The following is a 16,577-nucleotide window of genomic DNA, read 5'->3' on the forward strand; positions in this document are numbered from 1 at the left end:
CGCTATCCCCCAACTAAAGGTGTTAGTTTAATGAAACTGATGGCCGTGTTGTCACCGAGCTCGACCTGCTGTTCCAGGCTTTCAGACTGTTGGTTATCGATGAGTACAAAAAAGCCGTTTTTCTGAAAGGCATCCAAAGCAACGTAAACCTGTTTTTCGGCATCGATGAGTTTCCGGTTTTTAAGCTTGTATCCATTAAGTGTCTTTTCAGCATCTGTCGGCTCAACCAGACCATTAAAATATTCAGGGAGTTTATTGTTGTAGTTTTCGACCTCTTTTCTTACGCGGCTTGAGATAATCTCTGATACGCTTACGGTGCTGGACTGGAAATGAAGCTGGATCTCCTGAAGGATTTTACCAGCAAAGGTTTCATCTTTAATAGTAATGGTCATGTAAATGTTTTGATAGCGGTTTAGAATTTGTTTTCAAGATGCAAATTTTCTTTTTGCCTGGCAAATTTAAAAACAGATGCTGGGCTGGATACAAGATATTGGTTTCCTTCAGAAAAAAAATCTGCATTGTTTCTTTGCAAATGTTTTTATGTTACAGAATTTAAATTCTGCCCATATTATAAGGTCTCATTAAATTTGATATTTTTGTACTGATGCCTCAGCCTGAACTTGATAAAATCTGGATTTTTCGGATTACACATATTGATAATCTTAGATATGCTCTGCTAAATGGGCTGTTTAGTTATGGGCACGCCCAAGCAGATCCTGATTACATCAATATCGGAGATTCAAACCTGATCCAGCAAAGGCATGACCATCAGGTCAAAATCAATCCGCCTAACGGCCAACTGGGTGACTACATACCTTTTTATTTTGGCCCGCTTTCCCCGATGTTGCTAAATATAAAAACAGGTCAGAGAAATATTACCCAACGTCCTCAAAAAGATATTGTGTACCTTTGCTGCAATCTACGGAACATAATCAGTAATTGCGGAGAATGGTGCTTCACAGATGGTCACGCTAAAACAGCCATTACAACGTTTTATAATAACACAGACGATATTGATCAGGTTGACCGAGGGCTTGCACACGAGCGTTACTGGCACGCAACAGATGAGGATTTGGACAGAATGAGAAAGAAGCAGGCTGAGTTTTTGGTCAAACATTCCGTTCCGCCGGGCTGTATAAGTAATGTTGTTGTGTTTGACGCTGAAAGACAGGCACAGGTAGTAGAGATCAAAAAAGAGCTTAATTTAGATTTAAACATACACATAAATCCAAAAGGCAAATATTATTACTAATGAAATATATTAAAGGTAATTTGCTGGACGCCTCGACACAGGCATTGGTCAATACAGTCAATACAGTTGGCGTAATGGGCAAGGGCATTGCCCTGCAGTTTAAGGAACGGTTTCCCTTGAACTTCAAGATTTATTTGGAAGAATGCAAGAAAGGGTCAGTTGTCCCGGGAAAACTGTTGGTAGTTAATGACGGCACACTTGAAGGGGAGCGCACTATAATTAACTTTCCGACCAAGACCGAATGGTACAAGAAATCCCAATATAGTTATATAGAGGAAGGACTTAAAGACCTTTCCAGGATTATCCTCGAAAGAGAGATAAAAAGTATCGCAATACCGCCACTAGGTTGCGGCAATGGTGGCTTAAAATGGGAAAAGGTTAAGCCAATGATAGAGGAATATATGGGTCGCCTTGAGGGTGTGGATATTATCGTCTACGAACCGAATGACCAGGTAAAGCAGATATTAAAACAGCAGGACCAAAATAAGGATGTTAAGTTGACGCCCGCAAAGGCCATACTGCTTTACGCAATGTTTTACTATGATTCCCTTGGCGAAAATACCAGTCTGTTTATAGCAAACAAACTTGCTTATTTTCTTCAGAGATTAGGGGAAGGCAATTTCAAAAGGTTAAAGTTTCAGGCGCTTCACTACGGTCCATATAGTGTTCAGGTCGAGCATATGGTTCAGGCCATGAATGGTAAATTCATCAGGGGACTCGAACAGAACGAGCTTAAGGCGTTTGAGCCATTTGAGCTTCAATATACCAGGCTGGCGGAGGTCTCAGACTTTGTAAAGAGAGAGCTGACATCAGATCAACAGAATATTATCAAGCAGCTGGTTAAGCTTCTGGATGGCTTTCAGTCCGCACTTTCTATAGAGATCCTGGCCTCCTTGGATTTTGTCAAAAAGGAAAATCCCGGTATTAGCAAAGAAGAGGCCGCTGTATCTGTAAAATGGTCAGAAAGAAAGAAAAAGCTCTTCAAGGATAAGTATATCGATATTGCTTGGGAACACCTACTCAATTATGGGACGCAATTGAATTTTGCTTAAAGAAATACATTTATGCAATAAACTATTATTCGTATCAGCACAGCTTTCAATCCATCTCTTTTATTTAGATAATCCTATCTTCCCATCCCGATTTGCAGTTACCTTGGGGATTTCGCTAATTCTATATCTGACTTTAAAATAATACTCTTTCAAGCTTAGAAATTTTATTCTGCAGCTAGGGTGTAAATTTCCCAAAAAGTGGTTCTTCCCCACTTTTTGGGGTAGGGTCGGGAGCCTCACTAAATATACATGATCCCAAGCCCTGATTGAAAGTAAAAAACAGAGTATTATGGTGTACTTAGGTCTTGCCAAGCGTTAAGGCCAAATGAAGATATATCTGCATGGGTATCTTTTTTCTTGGAAAGTCTTAAAAATATTCAAGAAGCATTGATGCGTAAACTGAAAGTCGAAACGTTAACCAATCACTATCACCAAAAGACAAGATACTGCTTGCTATTGAAAGCAATCCAGGGATCAAAACCAGCGATCTAGCCGTAAAAACTGGTTCATCTGGCTCAACTATAAAAAGGATGGTTGAGAATTGATTAAACAAAAGTTATAGAACATCATGGGGTTGGACCTGGGTCTTGTTATACACTAATGTGATCGGATCAGAATCGGCTCGTATCGGTCCATATCGGATCAGAATCTAATCATTTGCCCTTCAACAAGCGAAATCTCAATCTTGATCGAACTGGCCGACATCAATGTAGGTCAGTTGTGATACCGTATTTTAAAATTTTCTTAATCTGATTGTTACTTCAATCAAATACATCATAATGATTGAAAACAAATATTTAGATTAAGGTTGACAAGACAAATTACATCCGATTTCCTGTTACATTGCCAGCAATCTATCTAAATACTCGTGTTTCCTTCTAATTGGTCAACGTATTTATAATGATTCCTTTCCTTTCACTATTTAGTAATTATTCTAAATGCGGGAGACATTTCTTCTTGTTCCGCCCGGGATATTCCCAATTTAGTAGCTATCGTTCGCCAATCCTTTACAGCTATTGAAATCTCTTTAATGATTTGGTGCATTTGATTTTCTTTTAGCTGAAACAATTCGCCAACACTTAAAGCCAAATCGAAATCCAACGCATTATTGTCCATATCAATATTAAGAGCCAATCCATTTTTATCTACTGAGGGATTGATATCATACGCAGGCGATAACCTCCATCCATTTGCTCTCAATAAAAAGCCATGATTCCTTAAATGATCATCCGTGTTGGAGATTGCTATGTTAAATACTATCCTTCCCCACAATTGATGCAGGTCTTCTTCTATGTTCGATCCATAACGCTGTATAAAATCTGCTATCTCAAGATAACTAGGAGTAGCGTCCCTAATGCTATCCTCACTATTTTTTGTCATAGTCATAGCCGAAGCAAAATGAATACGCTCACCCATATCCCGATCAAACCGCCTGGATAAGAATGTACGATAGGGTCCTTTTACCTTTTCAAGTGTACAAACTGGCATATTGATTCCAGCCTTGGTCGCCAGTTTATAAGCTAAGTATTCCCATGCAGCCTTATCAATTATATCAGCTTTTGAGGGAAACTTTGCAATACACAAATGACCATCCAAATCAACAACATTTGCTTTTGGCCTTGCTCCACCCAGCGATGACCCTGGCGCAAAAAGCATTGGAATCCAATCACTACCATTTTTCCCTTCCTCATCTTCTTCATAAGCTTTGACACTTGCCTGTAGCTCCCGAAGATGAGTAATTGGTGGAGTAGGATTATTCTTGTTATCATCAAGAAAAGATCCGTTGGGATCTAGCTTGAACCTTAATGCTCCCATCCTGGAAGCATCATGAACGCCCAGCAAAAAATCAATTTCGTATAGTTTCGGTGTCGCGTCCCCTTTAGCAAAAGCAGTTTGCGCAGCACGACGCAACATAAGTTTTCGTCCCCAGGTATCCGGCATCGAATCCATAAATATACCAAAATTGTCTTTTTTGTCAGGGTATTGGGTTCCTGAATATAAACCGATTTCAGGATCAAGCAAAAACAACTGATCAGACTTTAGCCAACGCCGGTCGTATTCAAATCCAAATATCCTATGTCCTTTACTCTGCTGAGCAGAAATCACACCTATGCACCGTGGGGCATCCATGCCTTTCCAGTGAGCGTATACCCATATATCTGTCTTTGTTGCTGCCATTACTTTAACAAATCTAAGTCTTGAAGTTTTCTCCCAAGTTCATCATCTACTGCCAGCTTGAGGAAATCTTCATGCAGATTCAGTGCCTTAAGTACATTGAAATATGCTCCCATAGACACTCCAGGGTCCCCCCGTTCAATTTTACGAAGAGTTGCTCTTTCAATAGCAGCGCGTTCTGCAAGTTGAATTGCAGTTAATTTTCTGCGCTTCCTGGCAAGTTTGATGTTTTCGCCTAACTGATCCCAAATCATTTTATATTTTGGAAATACAACAACTTTCTTCGATCTCATAATGAGTATAATTATACCCAAATATAATAATAATGGATATAATAACACTCATTAATATACTCATATCATACGATTTTCTAACAAAAGTTAAGATTGATAAAACTAAATGGATAATATTATGCCCAATAATAGCCTAAATGAGCATAATATTATCCATCAGTAACTATTTCGTCTTTACCTAAAGAGCTTCATAACTTTCATATCCCCAGTATCCTCTTCATCCTTATTCCGTTCCAGAAGTTTCTCCTGTAATGCAGACATCTCAGTACTAACTTTCGTATCGATCACCTTCGCATAATGTTGGGTGGTTTTTAAGCTATTGTGGCCAAGCATATGGGATACGGTCTCAATCGGAACACCATTTGAAAGCGTAATAGTCGTCGCGAAAGTATGACGAGCCAGATGATAAGTGAGTACTTTAGTGATGGTACAAAGATCGGCGATCTCTTTCAGGTAACCATTCATGCGTTGATTAGTGAGCACTGGCAATGCCACTTTTCTCCATCTGCATATCCTGTGATTTTTATATCTGTCAAGAATTACTTTCGCCTCATCCAACAAGGGGATGTGACAGGGAGTTTCCGTTTTCTGCCGTTTGATGAATATCCATAAATTACCGTCATCACCCTTTGTAATCTGATCCGGGCGAAGCTGTTTCACGTCTATATAAGACAAGCCTGTATAGCAACTGAAAATAAAAATGTCTCGAACGATGTTTAAACGCTCAAGTGGAAATTCCCTGCTTTTGATCCTATCCAACTCTTCCATATTTAGAAAAGTCCTTGCCTTAGCTTTAGCAGTATTATGATAATTTATAAATGGATTACCAACGATCCATCCGGCACCCAAGCAATACAGCATGATTTTTTTGAGGTGAACAATATATTTCCGGGCAGACATTGCATTATTTCCTCGATCTATTCTAAGAAATAGCTCATAATCGGTGATAAATTTAAAATCCACCTTTTTGATGTTAATGTCCTGAACCTCATATTTGAGCTGAAGAAATTGTTTAACATGTCTGATGGAACTTTGGTAGGTTTGAAACGTACTATAACTGTATCCTTTACCTATCAGTTTTTCCATATTGTCATTGTGCTTCTGATAAACTCTCAGCAGGCTATGGTTAGACGTATTCTTACCGGTAAGATGATCCCGTAAGATCACCGCTGTCACCTCATCTTCCTTCTCAACAAGAGCGGTATGAAACCGTCGAACTTTTGAGGCCAGCGTGTCCAGATAATCATTAAGTTCACGGATCTCCTCGCGCAGACCGGTGCCTTTTCCTTTAAGCGCAGACCAGAAGCTGGGAACAATTTCCCTGCCGACAGAATATTCCGAATGTTTTCCTTTCACGGTAATCCGTAAATAGATGGGCATCATCTCGCCCTTGGTAAAATTTTTTGGTCTTTTCAGATAAAATAAAAGATGAAAATTGTAACTCATAATGATACATTTAAAATTAAACAAATGTACATTTGAGCCAGTGAGTCATCAAGATGTTCTTCAGTCGAACGAGCTGTAAATCAATATCTTACAAAACAATCCAGCACCCGAACATTTCGGAATAATTCTGGTTTTGATGCTTCAATCAATCCACTGACCTACAGTGTTTTACAAAAAATAGTCAGTTTTCGACTCACTAAGATTAACCATTCAGAATGGTCGAAAACGAGTCTTAATGTGTTATAAAAACCAAAACAAAGCCTTGAAAATCAACGATTTGCGCGACAATGTTCTGGTTTGAATCTAAGGAAGTGGTCCCGACGAGAATCGAACTCATATCTAAAGTTTAGGAAACTTCTATTCTATCCGTTGAACTACGGGACCATTTTATTTTTTGTTGCGCAAATATAACAAAAGTTTTGTCGCAAGAGAATTCATTTTAATAAGCTTTTACAGATATAAAATTAACCTCAAACTATATAAAAACTAATATTACGGCTTTTATAAAAGCTATTTTTAAAAGTAGCGTACACTGAAAAGCTTATTGGAAAAAACTGTACTACTCACCATAATAAATCTTTTGAATAGCTTCATCTTTGTCTTAACAAATTGATTAAGAACATGAAATTAGCAAATAACAAAATACTCATCACTGGTGGTGCAAGTGGCATCGGCTTCGGACTAGCAGAAAGGTTTATCAAAGAAAACAATACGGTAATTATCTGTGGCAGACGCGAATCGGCCTTAAAAGAAGCTGCAGAAAAATTACCATCGGTAATTACCAAAGTATGCGATTTGGCTGTTGAGGCTGATCGGATTGAGCTATACAACTGGATTGCTGAAAACCATAGCGATTTAAATGTGCTCGTAAATAATGCCGGCATCCAGAACTGGATCAACATTACCGACAGCGATTTTTACGAAAAAGCAAATGACGAAATTACCACCAATGTATTGGCTCCACTTCATTTAACAAAATTGTTTACAGGATTGGATTCACTAGATACGGTCATTAACGTAACATCCGGACTGGCTTTTGTACCCTTATCAGCTGTACCGGTTTATTGTGGTACAAAAGCATTTATGCGTTCTTTTACGCTCTCTTTGCGCCACAGCCTTAAAGCTTCTCCTATAGAGGTAATTGAAATGATACCACCCGCTTTAAATACTGATTTAGGTGGAAAAGGTATACATGATGCACATCCTGAGGTGAGCGACTTTGTAGAGTCGGTTTTTGAACAGATGAAAGCAGGAAAAACCGAGCTTACCTTTGGAACCAGTGGTGATAGGGCAAAAGCAAATAATGAGGTGATAGCGGATTATTTCAACCGGATGAATCCATAAGTATTAAAGCTATTGCACCGAAATAAATGATCAAAAAAGCCATTTGAATTTAATCAAATGGCTTTTTTGTTTTTAGTTGGCAGCAGGATTACCTGATTACGCTACCTTCCTGAAATTTTTCTGCAGGGGCCACAAAAGTGAGTTTCCCCTCCGAATTTTCGGCCATTAAAATCATTCCCTGAGATACAATGCCTTTAATTTCTCTTGGCGCCAGGTTAACGATCATACTTACTTGTTTACCAACAATATCTTCTGGCTTATAATATTCAGCGATGCCAGAAACCACAGTCCTTTCGTCGAGACCTGTATTTACCGTCAATTTTAGCAACTTTTTAGTCTTCTCTACCTTTTCTGCAGCAATAATCGTCGCTACGCGGATATCCATTGCAGAGAAATCATCAAACTGGATGTTCTCTTTTGCCGGAACAGCCTCTGCTACATTCGCAGCAGCATTGCTTGCCTTACTTTGATTAAGTTTTTCGATTTGAAAATCAATTTCAGCGTCTTCTATCTTTTCGAATAAAAGAACACCCTCACCAATTTGATGCCCGCGTTTTAATAAGTTTACACCACCGGCATTTTCCCAATCATGTCCACCATTGATTAGCATCTTCATTAACTTTTCTGCGGTGAAAGGCAAGAAAGGTTCAATTAGGATCTGAATATTGGCGGTGATCTGGAGCGCAATATGTAATATGGTCCTCACGCGATCTTCGTCTGTCTTAATCAGTTTCCAAGGCTCTGTTTCAGCAAGATATTTATTACCCAAACGGGCAACATTCATGACCTCAGACAAAGCTTCTCTAAAGCGATAATTTTCGATCGAAGCCGATATTTTAGCAGGATAACCAGCCAATTCGTCAATAACAGCCTGATCAACATCCGTAATTTCCATACAGGTAGGCACGGTACCTCCAAAGTATTTATGCGTAAGCACAACTACTCGGTTTACAAAGTTCCCCAATATGGCGACTAATTCGTTGTTATTTCTCGCCTGAAAATCCTTCCAGGTAAAATCGTTATCCTTTGTTTCTGGAGCGGTTGCAGTTAACACATAACGCAATACATCCTGTTTACCTTCAAATTCTCTTAAATACTCGTTCAGCCAAACTGCCCAGTTTTTAGAAGTCGATATTTTTTGTCCTTCTAAGTTTAAAAACTCATTTGCAGGAACATTATCGGCCAAAGTATATTCGCCATGCGCCATTAACATAGCAGGAAAAATAATGCAATGGAAAACAATATTATCCTTTCCGATAAAGTGAACCAATTTGGTTTCGTCACTTTTCCAGTATTCTTCCCAACCACACTTATCGCTTTCATAACTGCTGATATAATATTCTTCAGCTTTTGGATTCCACACATCAAGCTTGGCATAATTGCAAAGCTCTTTCGTAGCCGAAATATATCCGATAGGGGCATCAAACCATACATAAAGCACCTTACCTTCGGCATCGCGAAGTGGAACACGCACCCCCCAATCTAAATCGCGCGTCATCGCCCTTGGCTGTAGACCTGCATTTAACCAACTTTGGCACTGGCCATATACATTCGGACGCCACTCTTTATGGCTTTCGATATAAGTTCTTAAACGGTCTTCATATTTATCAAGTGGCAAAAACCAGTTTTTAGTCTCTTTTAAAATGGGTTTATCCCCTGATAATGTCGATTTGGGATTGATTAAATCGGTAGCATTCAGGGTAGAGCCACAGTTTTCGCACTGATCGCCATAGGCATTTTCGTTACCGCATTTTGGGCAGGTACCGGTGATATAACGATCGGCTAAAAATTGTTTCGCCGTCGCATCATAATATTGCTCGGTAATTTCTTCAGTAAAAACACCTTTATCATATAAGGTTTCGAAGAAATCGGCTGCTGTTTGATGATGCGTAAGCGAAGAGGTACGGTGATAAATATCAAAAGAAACCCCAAATTCTTTAAAAGAATCGCCAATAATTTTATGGTATTTATCTACCACTTCCTGAGGGGTAATCCCTTCTCTTTTGGCTTTTAAAGTAATGGGCACACCGTTTTCATCAGATCCGCAAATGAATTTCACATCGCGTTTATTTGATCTTAGGTAACGGGCATAAATATCTGCAGGGATGTAAACACCAGCAAGGTGTCCAATATGAACCGGTCCATTGGTATATGGAAGTGCTGCAGTTACGGTATATCTTTTTATTTTACTATTATCCAAAACAATTTTTATTAATTTGGCAAAGATAAGTGTTTTGAAGATGATTAAGCAGCCCCCGTATTTAAAAAAAGGAGATAAGATTGCCCTGGTTTGTCCGGCAAAGAAATTACCCAAACCGATCGACCAGGCCATTGAGCTATTAAAAAGCTGGGGACTAGAGGTTATTATTGGGGATAGTGTATATGCCAGCCACCACCAGTTTGCCGGGAACGACATATTAAGAACCCAGGATATCCAACGCTTTTTGGACGATCCCTCCATAAAAGCTATTATTTCTGGTCGTGGAGGGTACGGTACCATCCGTATTATAGATGACTTAGATTTTACAGAATTCGACAAAAGCCCTAAATGGTTTGTTGGTTTTAGTGATATTACCGTAATACTTTCGCATCTGATTGCCCAAAGCCTCACGCAATGCTTACACGCACAGATGCCCTATACATTTGATGAATCTACCGGAGAGGCACTGACCTCTTTACGGAAGGCGTTATTTGGCGAAAAACAGACCTATGAATACCAGAGTGTATTCAAAAATAGGATAGGTGAGGCCAATGGTATTTTAATTGGCGGTAACTTAACTTTATTGGCCATGGTACAGGGTTCGGTTTCGGAAATGGATTTTAAAGATAAAATTCTTTTCCTCGAGGATGTTGGAGAACACGAATACAGCATCGACCGCATGTTACGCATGTTAAAAAGAGCAGGTAAACTCGACCAATTAAAAGGATTGATTGTTGGTGCTTTTAATGAAATTGAAGAGGAAAAAATTTCTTTCGGACAAACAGCCGATCAGGTAATCTGGGACATTGTGAAAGAGTACGATTATCCGGTTTGCTTTAATTTCCCGACTGGCCATATCGACAATAATTTATGTATGACTTTAGGTGCCGAGGTGAACCTAAAAGTAGAAGCTCATAACGTTCAATTTAAATATTTATAAGATGGCAATTTTAGACAATTTAGGAAAATATCGAAATACCGGGTTGTTACTATTACGCATTGGCTTAGGCGTAATGTTTATTATCCATGGTTTCCCAAAACTTGCGGGCGGCCCAAGCGGCTGGACTGGTTTAGGAGGAAGCATGAAAGTAATTGGCATAAACTTTTTACCCATATTCTGGGGATTTATGGCCGCAGCGACTGAAACCTTTGGTGGCTTCCTTTTAATTGTAGGTTTATTCTTCCGTCCGGCCTTAATTTTATTAATCTTCACCATGGTAATAGCCGCTTTGGTACATTTTGGCAAGGGCGATGGATTAGGAGGCGCCAGTCATGCGATTGAATTGGGCATTGCATTTTTTGGATTGATTTTCATCGGCCCGGGGAAATATAGTGTGGATAAGAAGTAGTTTAACATTTAAATTCATTGATAATAACAAAAGGCTGGGAAATTTTTCCCAGCCTTTTGTTGTTTAAAGCAGCTCTAGTTCTGTACAATCAATTTATTGTTTTGAACCTCATTAGCCGATATTGGCCAGATATAACCTGCCGTATTAAATGGAATAGCAGGAGCGGTACCCTGAGGACCACTTTTCGCGGTAAAGCCTGCACCTAATCTCATTACATCCGGAGATCTAAAACCTTCTCCAAGTAACTCAATTCTTCTTTCGGTAAGGATGGTGTTTTTCAAATTAGCTGGCAATAAATCTGTTGCCGGAAACACATAACCTGGATTGGATCTCTGCCTAACTGCCGTTAATAATGCGATAGACCTTGTAGGATCTGTTACCACAGTTGCTTCCGCCAGGTTTAATAAAACCTCGGCATATCTGATTACCGGAATGTAATCGGTATAAGGAGAAGGTTTTTTGAATTTGGCTAAATAGGTATTGGCACCAGAAACTGCTGTTAAACCTTTTCTGGCATCGGTCGAACCAGCTGCGAATACAGGATTGGCCAAAATTCCAGTAGGGTTTAAGAAATATTCTTCATTGCCACCTGCCTGATTTGGCGAAACATTGTAATAATAGGCCAACTGGTTCTGGGTGCCTGGCGCATTTAAATCTGTCATTGGGAATGATAACACAGCTTCAGTAGCAGTTGCATTACCCACATAAGCACCGCCAAATACATTAGTGATATTGGCTTCTAACTGTAAGGGCGTGCCTGTTGTTGCTTTAAATGGTGCTGTTGCGCTAACAATTTTATCGGCTTCAGTAACAACTGAGGGTAAATTTCCCATCGCCAGATATATCCTGGTTTTCAATGCAATAGCCGTATTTCTGGAAGCCCTAGTGGATATCGCTGTTGTTGGTAAAGTTAATGCCAGGTCTGGCTCTGCCTCATTTAAATCTTTTAAAATCTGTGTATACACCTCTGCAACAGTACTTCTTTTTAAGTCGTTACCAGTTAAATCTTTCTCTCCCTTAAGCCTTAAGGGAACGCCTAAACTAGCGCCGTTATCTGTAATATAAGGTTTGGCATATAGTTGCAATGCGCTATAATAACATAAGCCCCGCAAAAATTTGGCTTCTGCAATATATTGTTTTGCCACTGCCGGTGTAAGCAGGGAGGCATTGGCATTAACACCTTCTATAACCAGGTTTGCCCTGTTAATTGCAGCATAAATTGCACCCCATAAATTTACGACTTCATTCGTATTGGAAACCAGGTTGAACCTCCAGGTATCTAAACCTGTTACCCCATTGGGTTTGTTTACGACAAAGTCCTCACCACGGATATCATTATAGATTAAGTATCTTCCGCCATAAAACTGTCCGTTTTTTACGCCTGCGTAAATACCGTTTACCTGTGAAAGGATCCGATCCGGGTTGGCAAACGCATCTTCAATTGGCAAGGAGGTATCTGGAGCTGTAGTTAAGAAATCCTTTTTACACGACGATGCAAATAGCAAGGGGGCAGCTATAAAAAGATATTTTAATTTATTGTTTATTTTAATTTTCATGATCTCTAATTTTAAAATCCAACATTAATACCAAACGTAAATGTCCTTCCCGATGGCACAGAATTCCTATCTACACCTGGAGCCAGGTTACCACTATTTCCTGTCGTAGTAGAGTTACCATTTACAGAAACCTCTGGATCTGGGCCTGGGTAACCAGATATAATCAAAAGATTACTTGATTGTGCATACACCCTAATATTCGAAACGCCATATTTACTTAAAAGTGTTTTTGGCAGCGTATAACCCAATGCCAGATTTCTAACTTTTAAGAAATTACCAGTGAAAACATTTTGTGATTGTGCAAAAGCAGATCCGTTTGAAGTATTGTCACCATAAACAACACGAGGAATATCCGTAATTTGGCCTGGCGTGGTCCATCTATTCAACATCCCTGCATCATTGTTCCAAAAACGTTGATCGCGAAGACCGGCTAGCGATCCATAGTAAATTTTGTTACCACCAGAGAATGTTAATCCTAAACTTAAATCAAAAGCTTTATAGCGGAAATTATTATCTAAACCACCAAACCATTTTGGTATGGATTGACCGGTGATCGTTGCATCTAATGCCGCGTCAATGGCTGGAGCATTCTGTCCTGCATTTGGACCGTCAAGATATTGATAACGTGCAGCAGTAGCACGCCCAAAACTGAATCTCAGTTTTTGTCCAAATCTATTCACGAATATACGTTCACCAGTTGCTGGGTCAACACCTGCGGTAGGTACAGTATAAATAGAGCCGATTGGGTAGCCAACACGTGTAATGTTCGCCGTTTCAAGAGAAGTTGCACCGAAAACGTCGGCATTGTTATTACCTAATGCAGTAACTTCATTCTTCAAGGTACTGAAAGTAAAACTCGTTGTCCACCCGAAGTCATCACCTTCAAAATTTCTTGAATTTAAAGTAAACTCAAAACCTTTATTATACATCTTACCAATGTTTGTTGTGATGGCATTGTCAGGAATACCTTTTGAAGGTGCCTGAGGCGCATTTTGAACCAGGTTATCGATATCATTATGGTAATAATCTACATCCAATGAGAAACGCCCGCTTAAGAATTCAAGATTAATTCCAATATCTGCTTTTTTACTGGTTTCCCATCTTAAATTAGGATTTCCTGCCTGAGAAAATGACAATGCTGGAGATGTGCCGTACAGCCCTGGATTATATAAGAATAGGGCCGGGTAATTACCGATATTGATATTTCCAACCTCTCCATAACTTCCATGTAATTTAATGCGTGTTAATACTTTACTGATGCCCAATTCTTTATAGAAATTTTCTTCAGAGATGGCATAACCAACTGATGCGCCGCCGAAGTTACCATACTGGTTTCCAGCCGATAAGCCCGAGTAACCATCACGCCTGAAGGATCCAGTTAAGTAATATTTCTTCTTATAATCGTAATTCACACTACCAAAGTAAGAACGGAAAGCATTATCTCCCTGCACTAAGCCCGCAGGAGTAATGGCACCAAAGGCACCCTGAAAAACTTCGATAAAAGGATCAATAACACCTTGCCTGGTTGCACCATAACCAAGTGATTTAGTATACTGGTCTTCAGCACCAATAAATGCGCCTAGGGTATGATCGCCAAAAACGCCGCTATAGTTTAAAGTGTTAGACCAGTTCCATCTGCTATTTTTCACAAAATTACTGGTTGCACCACCACCATAAGAAAAGCCATCACCCTGTAAACGGTTTACAAAAGAGTTGTTATCGATTTTAAGATTATCTAAACTATAGGTAGTTTTAAAAGTTAGGCCTTTTACAATTTGGATTGAAGCATAGGCATTCGCAATAATACGGTCGCTCTCTGAAGTATTTTTATCTTCATTTACCAACACAGCCGCATTAGGATAGTTTGATGCAATAGTATTCGCACCTAAACCAACTGAACCTGCCGGAGCATTGATGTTATAAGAGCCATCCTCGTTATAAGCGGCTACGTTTGGAGGAAGTACAATGGCCAACCTACCCAAACCTACCGTTGAAAAGGCCTGACCTGCCAATGAACCTGTATTGGGCGCACGGTTTAAAGTATTACTGTACGAAAAGTTGGTTCCAATGGTTACATTTTTAAATAGTTTATGATCTAAATTAACACGTCCGTTTTTTCTTTCGAAAGAGTTGCCAATAATAAAACCTTCCTGATTGCTATAACCCACCGATACATAATATGAGGTTTTATCATTTGCACCCGAAAAGTTCAGGGCATGATTTTGAGAGGTTGCGGTTCTATAAGCGTAGTCGTACCAGTTGGTTTCTACCTGAGAGCCGTCAGATTTATTTTGCAAGAAGAATGCCGGAGCCTGGCCGTTATTGGTCCTTGATTCATTTTTGATCAGCACATATTCTGATGCATTTAATAAGGGCGTAAGGTTCTGGGCCTTTGTTGTTCCTACCCATCCCTCATAGTTAACTTTGGTTATGCCTTGCTTACCCTTTTTAGTGGTAATTACCACAACCCCGTTGGCGGCCCTTGAACCATAGATTGCAGATGAAGCTGCATCCTTTAGAATATCGATTGATTCAATATCAGCCGGATTAATATCTCCCAAAGCATTGCCAGCTGCACTATTGGACGATTGATCACCCGTAAATACCGGAATACCATCCACAATAATCAATGGATAAGAACTTAACGAGATGGAGTTAAAACCACGCACCCTGAAAACAGGAGGGTTGTTCAGTACGCCGTTCGGCTGAATAATGTTTACGCCTGCGGCTTTACCAGCCAATGCCTGCTCGAAACTCTGAACGGGTTGGTTTTTAAGTTTCTCGCCACTTACACTTGCAATTGAGCCAGTAACATCTCTTTTCGATTGTGTAGTATAACCTGTTACCACCACATCAGATAATGTTTTGGAATCGCTTTTCAATTGTACGTTAACTGTATTGCTCGCGCCAATAGATCTTGTCTGACTTAGGAAGCCAATGTAGGAGAATTCCAATGCTGTTGCTTTCGTTGAAATTTTAAGTGAATATTTACCATCTGCACCAGTTGTGGTTCCGCCTGATGCACCTTTCATTTTAACACTTACACCAGGGAGTGGTAATCCATCCTCCTGACCCGTAACTGTTCCTGTGATTGTTCGATCCTGCGCTATTGCTGAGGAAGCAATAAATAGCAGTATGAACAAACTTTGTAGAAGTTTTTTCATAAAAAATTTAGTTTAGTTTTAGTTAATAATACCCGATATGTGATTTAGTTTATTGCAATTTAGATTTTACATGATCAAAGCCTCACTTCTACCAATAGAAATAAATAACTCATAATGAATCGATTATAAAATCCGAAAATAGAGACCCTAATCTTCTTAAACATTTAGAATTAATGCGATTAAGCCACCTAACCATCTGATGGGGCAAGGCTTCTTAATTATTTATTACAGGAATTCTAATGTTATTGTTCTAATTGATCATTACTGTGGTGGTTCTAACAGCAATTTTCTAGCATTAGACTTTTAGCGTGGAGATTGAGTCATAATTTGATTCAGGCGGTTCTTTTATGCCCGTTCGGCAGCGGATTATTGCAAATTGCGCAACAGATACCGACACAAACGAACCTTTTAGAGGTTTTTTCATGAAATTTAGTTTAGTTTGGTTAATGATTAACCCAAAATACTATTTATAACCAAACAATGCAAATAATGAAGAGTAAAAAATAAAAAACTTATAGAAAAGCGAAATACAACCTAATAAAAACAAAAATATTTTTAGAAAAATGGTAAAAAAAACCGGAAATCAGTCAATAAAGCCATCTAAACACAGTAAACCAGATAAAACGTCAACCAAAAACTATTCTAAACGTAACATTACAATCAAAAACCTCTTATTTAGTACAATAAAACAGACGGAAATTGGCAGATAAATATCATTTAAGAGCAACAAAAGAAATGATGTGAAG

Annotated in this window: 13 protein-coding genes and 1 tRNA gene; 6 read left to right on the top strand and 8 right to left on the bottom strand. The window is 39.2% G+C overall.

Features of this window, described 5'->3' with window-relative positions; all coding sequences use genetic code 11:
* Positions 1 to 2: 2 nt before the first annotated feature.
* Positions 3 to 392 (bottom strand): hypothetical protein, encoded by a 390-nt coding sequence (locus R2S57_RS19055; protein ID WP_056086162.1) that lies wholly within the window; start codon positions 390 to 392, stop codon positions 3 to 5.
* A gap of 212 nt (positions 393 to 604) precedes the next feature.
* Here R2S57_RS19055 and R2S57_RS19060 point away from each other — a divergent pair, with 212 nt between their 5' ends.
* From R2S57_RS19060 to R2S57_RS30555, 3 genes are all read left to right on the top strand, one after another.
* On the top strand, positions 605 to 1,252 hold the full coding sequence (locus R2S57_RS19060; RefSeq protein ID WP_316846531.1) for a DUF4433 domain-containing protein: 648 nt from the start codon (positions 605 to 607) through the stop codon (positions 1,250 to 1,252).
* The gene (locus R2S57_RS19065) at positions 1,252 to 2,304 is read left to right on the top strand and encodes a macro domain-containing protein (RefSeq protein ID WP_316846532.1); all 1,053 of its coding nucleotides are present in this window, start codon (positions 1,252 to 1,254) and stop codon (positions 2,302 to 2,304) included. The genes R2S57_RS19060 and R2S57_RS19065 overlap by 1 nt, the downstream gene beginning before the upstream one ends.
* Positions 2,305 to 2,750: 446 nt before the next feature.
* Positions 2,751 to 2,849 carry a hypothetical protein gene (locus tag R2S57_RS30555; protein ID WP_410479087.1) on the top strand — a complete coding sequence of 33 codons (99 nt, stop codon included), beginning with the start codon at positions 2,751 to 2,753 and terminating at the stop codon, positions 2,847 to 2,849.
* Between the two features lie 373 nt (positions 2,850 to 3,222).
* Here R2S57_RS30555 and R2S57_RS19070 read toward each other — a convergent pair whose 3' ends face one another.
* From R2S57_RS19070 to R2S57_RS19085, 4 genes are all read right to left on the bottom strand, one after another.
* Positions 3,223 to 4,482: a HipA domain-containing protein gene (locus R2S57_RS19070; protein ID WP_316846533.1), complete on the bottom strand. Its 1,260-nt coding sequence runs from the start codon at positions 4,480 to 4,482 to the stop codon at positions 3,223 to 3,225.
* Positions 4,482 to 4,772, bottom strand: a complete 291-nt coding sequence (locus tag R2S57_RS19075) for a helix-turn-helix domain-containing protein (RefSeq protein ID WP_047799834.1) — start codon at positions 4,770 to 4,772, stop codon at positions 4,482 to 4,484. Before R2S57_RS19075 ends, R2S57_RS19070 begins: the two co-directional genes overlap by 1 nt.
* A gap of 174 nt (positions 4,773 to 4,946) precedes the next feature.
* The gene (locus R2S57_RS19080; protein WP_316846534.1) at positions 4,947 to 6,218 is read right to left on the bottom strand and encodes a site-specific integrase; all 1,272 of its coding nucleotides are present in this window, start codon (positions 6,216 to 6,218) and stop codon (positions 4,947 to 4,949) included.
* A gap of 312 nt (positions 6,219 to 6,530) precedes the next feature.
* A tRNA-Arg gene (locus R2S57_RS19085) sits at positions 6,531 to 6,602 on the bottom strand.
* 237 nt (positions 6,603 to 6,839) lie between these two features.
* Between R2S57_RS19085 and R2S57_RS19090 the strand changes: the two genes are divergently transcribed.
* Positions 6,840 to 7,562: an SDR family oxidoreductase gene (locus R2S57_RS19090; protein WP_316846535.1), complete on the top strand. Its 723-nt coding sequence runs from the start codon at positions 6,840 to 6,842 to the stop codon at positions 7,560 to 7,562.
* A gap of 88 nt (positions 7,563 to 7,650) precedes the next feature.
* Here R2S57_RS19090 and metG read toward each other — a convergent pair whose 3' ends face one another.
* Positions 7,651 to 9,762 (bottom strand): methionine--tRNA ligase, encoded by a 2,112-nt coding sequence (gene metG / locus R2S57_RS19095; protein WP_316846536.1) that lies wholly within the window; start codon positions 9,760 to 9,762, stop codon positions 7,651 to 7,653.
* Positions 9,763 to 9,802: 40 nt separating this feature from the next.
* Here metG and R2S57_RS19100 point away from each other — a divergent pair, with 40 nt between their 5' ends.
* Together R2S57_RS19100 and R2S57_RS19105 are read left to right on the top strand one after the other, a co-directional pair.
* Positions 9,803 to 10,702 carry an LD-carboxypeptidase gene (locus R2S57_RS19100; RefSeq protein ID WP_316846537.1) on the top strand — a complete coding sequence of 300 codons (900 nt, stop codon included), beginning with the start codon at positions 9,803 to 9,805 and terminating at the stop codon, positions 10,700 to 10,702.
* Position 10,703: 1 nt separating this feature from the next.
* Positions 10,704 to 11,111, top strand: coding sequence for a DoxX family protein (locus tag R2S57_RS19105; RefSeq protein WP_316846538.1), 408 nt, complete (start codon positions 10,704 to 10,706; stop codon positions 11,109 to 11,111).
* A 74-nt stretch (positions 11,112 to 11,185) separates the two neighbouring features.
* On the opposite strand, the gene R2S57_RS19110 is transcribed toward R2S57_RS19105, so the two are convergent.
* Complete coding sequence (locus R2S57_RS19110) at positions 11,186 to 12,667, bottom strand: RagB/SusD family nutrient uptake outer membrane protein (protein WP_316846539.1); 1,482 nt, start codon at positions 12,665 to 12,667, stop codon at positions 11,186 to 11,188.
* Positions 12,668 to 12,678: 11 nt separating this feature from the next.
* On the bottom strand, positions 12,679 to 15,831 hold the full coding sequence (locus tag R2S57_RS19115; RefSeq protein ID WP_316846540.1) for a TonB-dependent receptor: 3,153 nt from the start codon (positions 15,829 to 15,831) through the stop codon (positions 12,679 to 12,681).
* Positions 15,832 to 16,577 lie beyond the last annotated feature (746 nt).

Source organism: Pedobacter psychrodurus (assembly GCF_032678585.1).
Taxonomy (GTDB): Bacteria; Bacteroidota; Bacteroidia; order Sphingobacteriales; family Sphingobacteriaceae; genus Pedobacter; species Pedobacter psychrodurus_A.

Excerpts from the sequence above, each read along its gene's own strand:
- R2S57_RS19100 (WP_316846537.1), top strand. The coding sequence starts at position 9,803 with ATGATTAAGCAGCCCCCGTATTTAAAAAAAGGAGATAAGATTGCCCTG.
- R2S57_RS19055 (WP_056086162.1), bottom strand. The coding sequence starts at position 392 with ATGACCATTACTATTAAAGATGAAACCTTTGCTGGTAAAATCCTTCAG.
- R2S57_RS19075 (WP_047799834.1), bottom strand. The coding sequence starts at position 4,772 with ATGAGATCGAAGAAAGTTGTTGTATTTCCAAAATATAAAATGATTTGG.
- R2S57_RS19070 (WP_316846533.1), bottom strand. The coding sequence starts at position 4,482 with ATGGCAGCAACAAAGACAGATATATGGGTATACGCTCACTGGAAAGGC.
- R2S57_RS19090 (WP_316846535.1), top strand. The coding sequence starts at position 6,840 with ATGAAATTAGCAAATAACAAAATACTCATCACTGGTGGTGCAAGTGGC.
- R2S57_RS19065 (WP_316846532.1), top strand. The coding sequence starts at position 1,252 with ATGAAATATATTAAAGGTAATTTGCTGGACGCCTCGACACAGGCATTG.
- R2S57_RS19080 (WP_316846534.1), bottom strand. The coding sequence starts at position 6,218 with ATGAGTTACAATTTTCATCTTTTATTTTATCTGAAAAGACCAAAAAAT.
- R2S57_RS19110 (WP_316846539.1), bottom strand. The coding sequence starts at position 12,667 with ATGAAAATTAAAATAAACAATAAATTAAAATATCTTTTTATAGCTGCC.
- R2S57_RS19115 (WP_316846540.1), bottom strand. The coding sequence starts at position 15,831 with ATGAAAAAACTTCTACAAAGTTTGTTCATACTGCTATTTATTGCTTCC.
- R2S57_RS19060 (WP_316846531.1), top strand. The coding sequence starts at position 605 with ATGCCTCAGCCTGAACTTGATAAAATCTGGATTTTTCGGATTACACAT.
- R2S57_RS19105 (WP_316846538.1), top strand. The coding sequence starts at position 10,704 with ATGGCAATTTTAGACAATTTAGGAAAATATCGAAATACCGGGTTGTTA.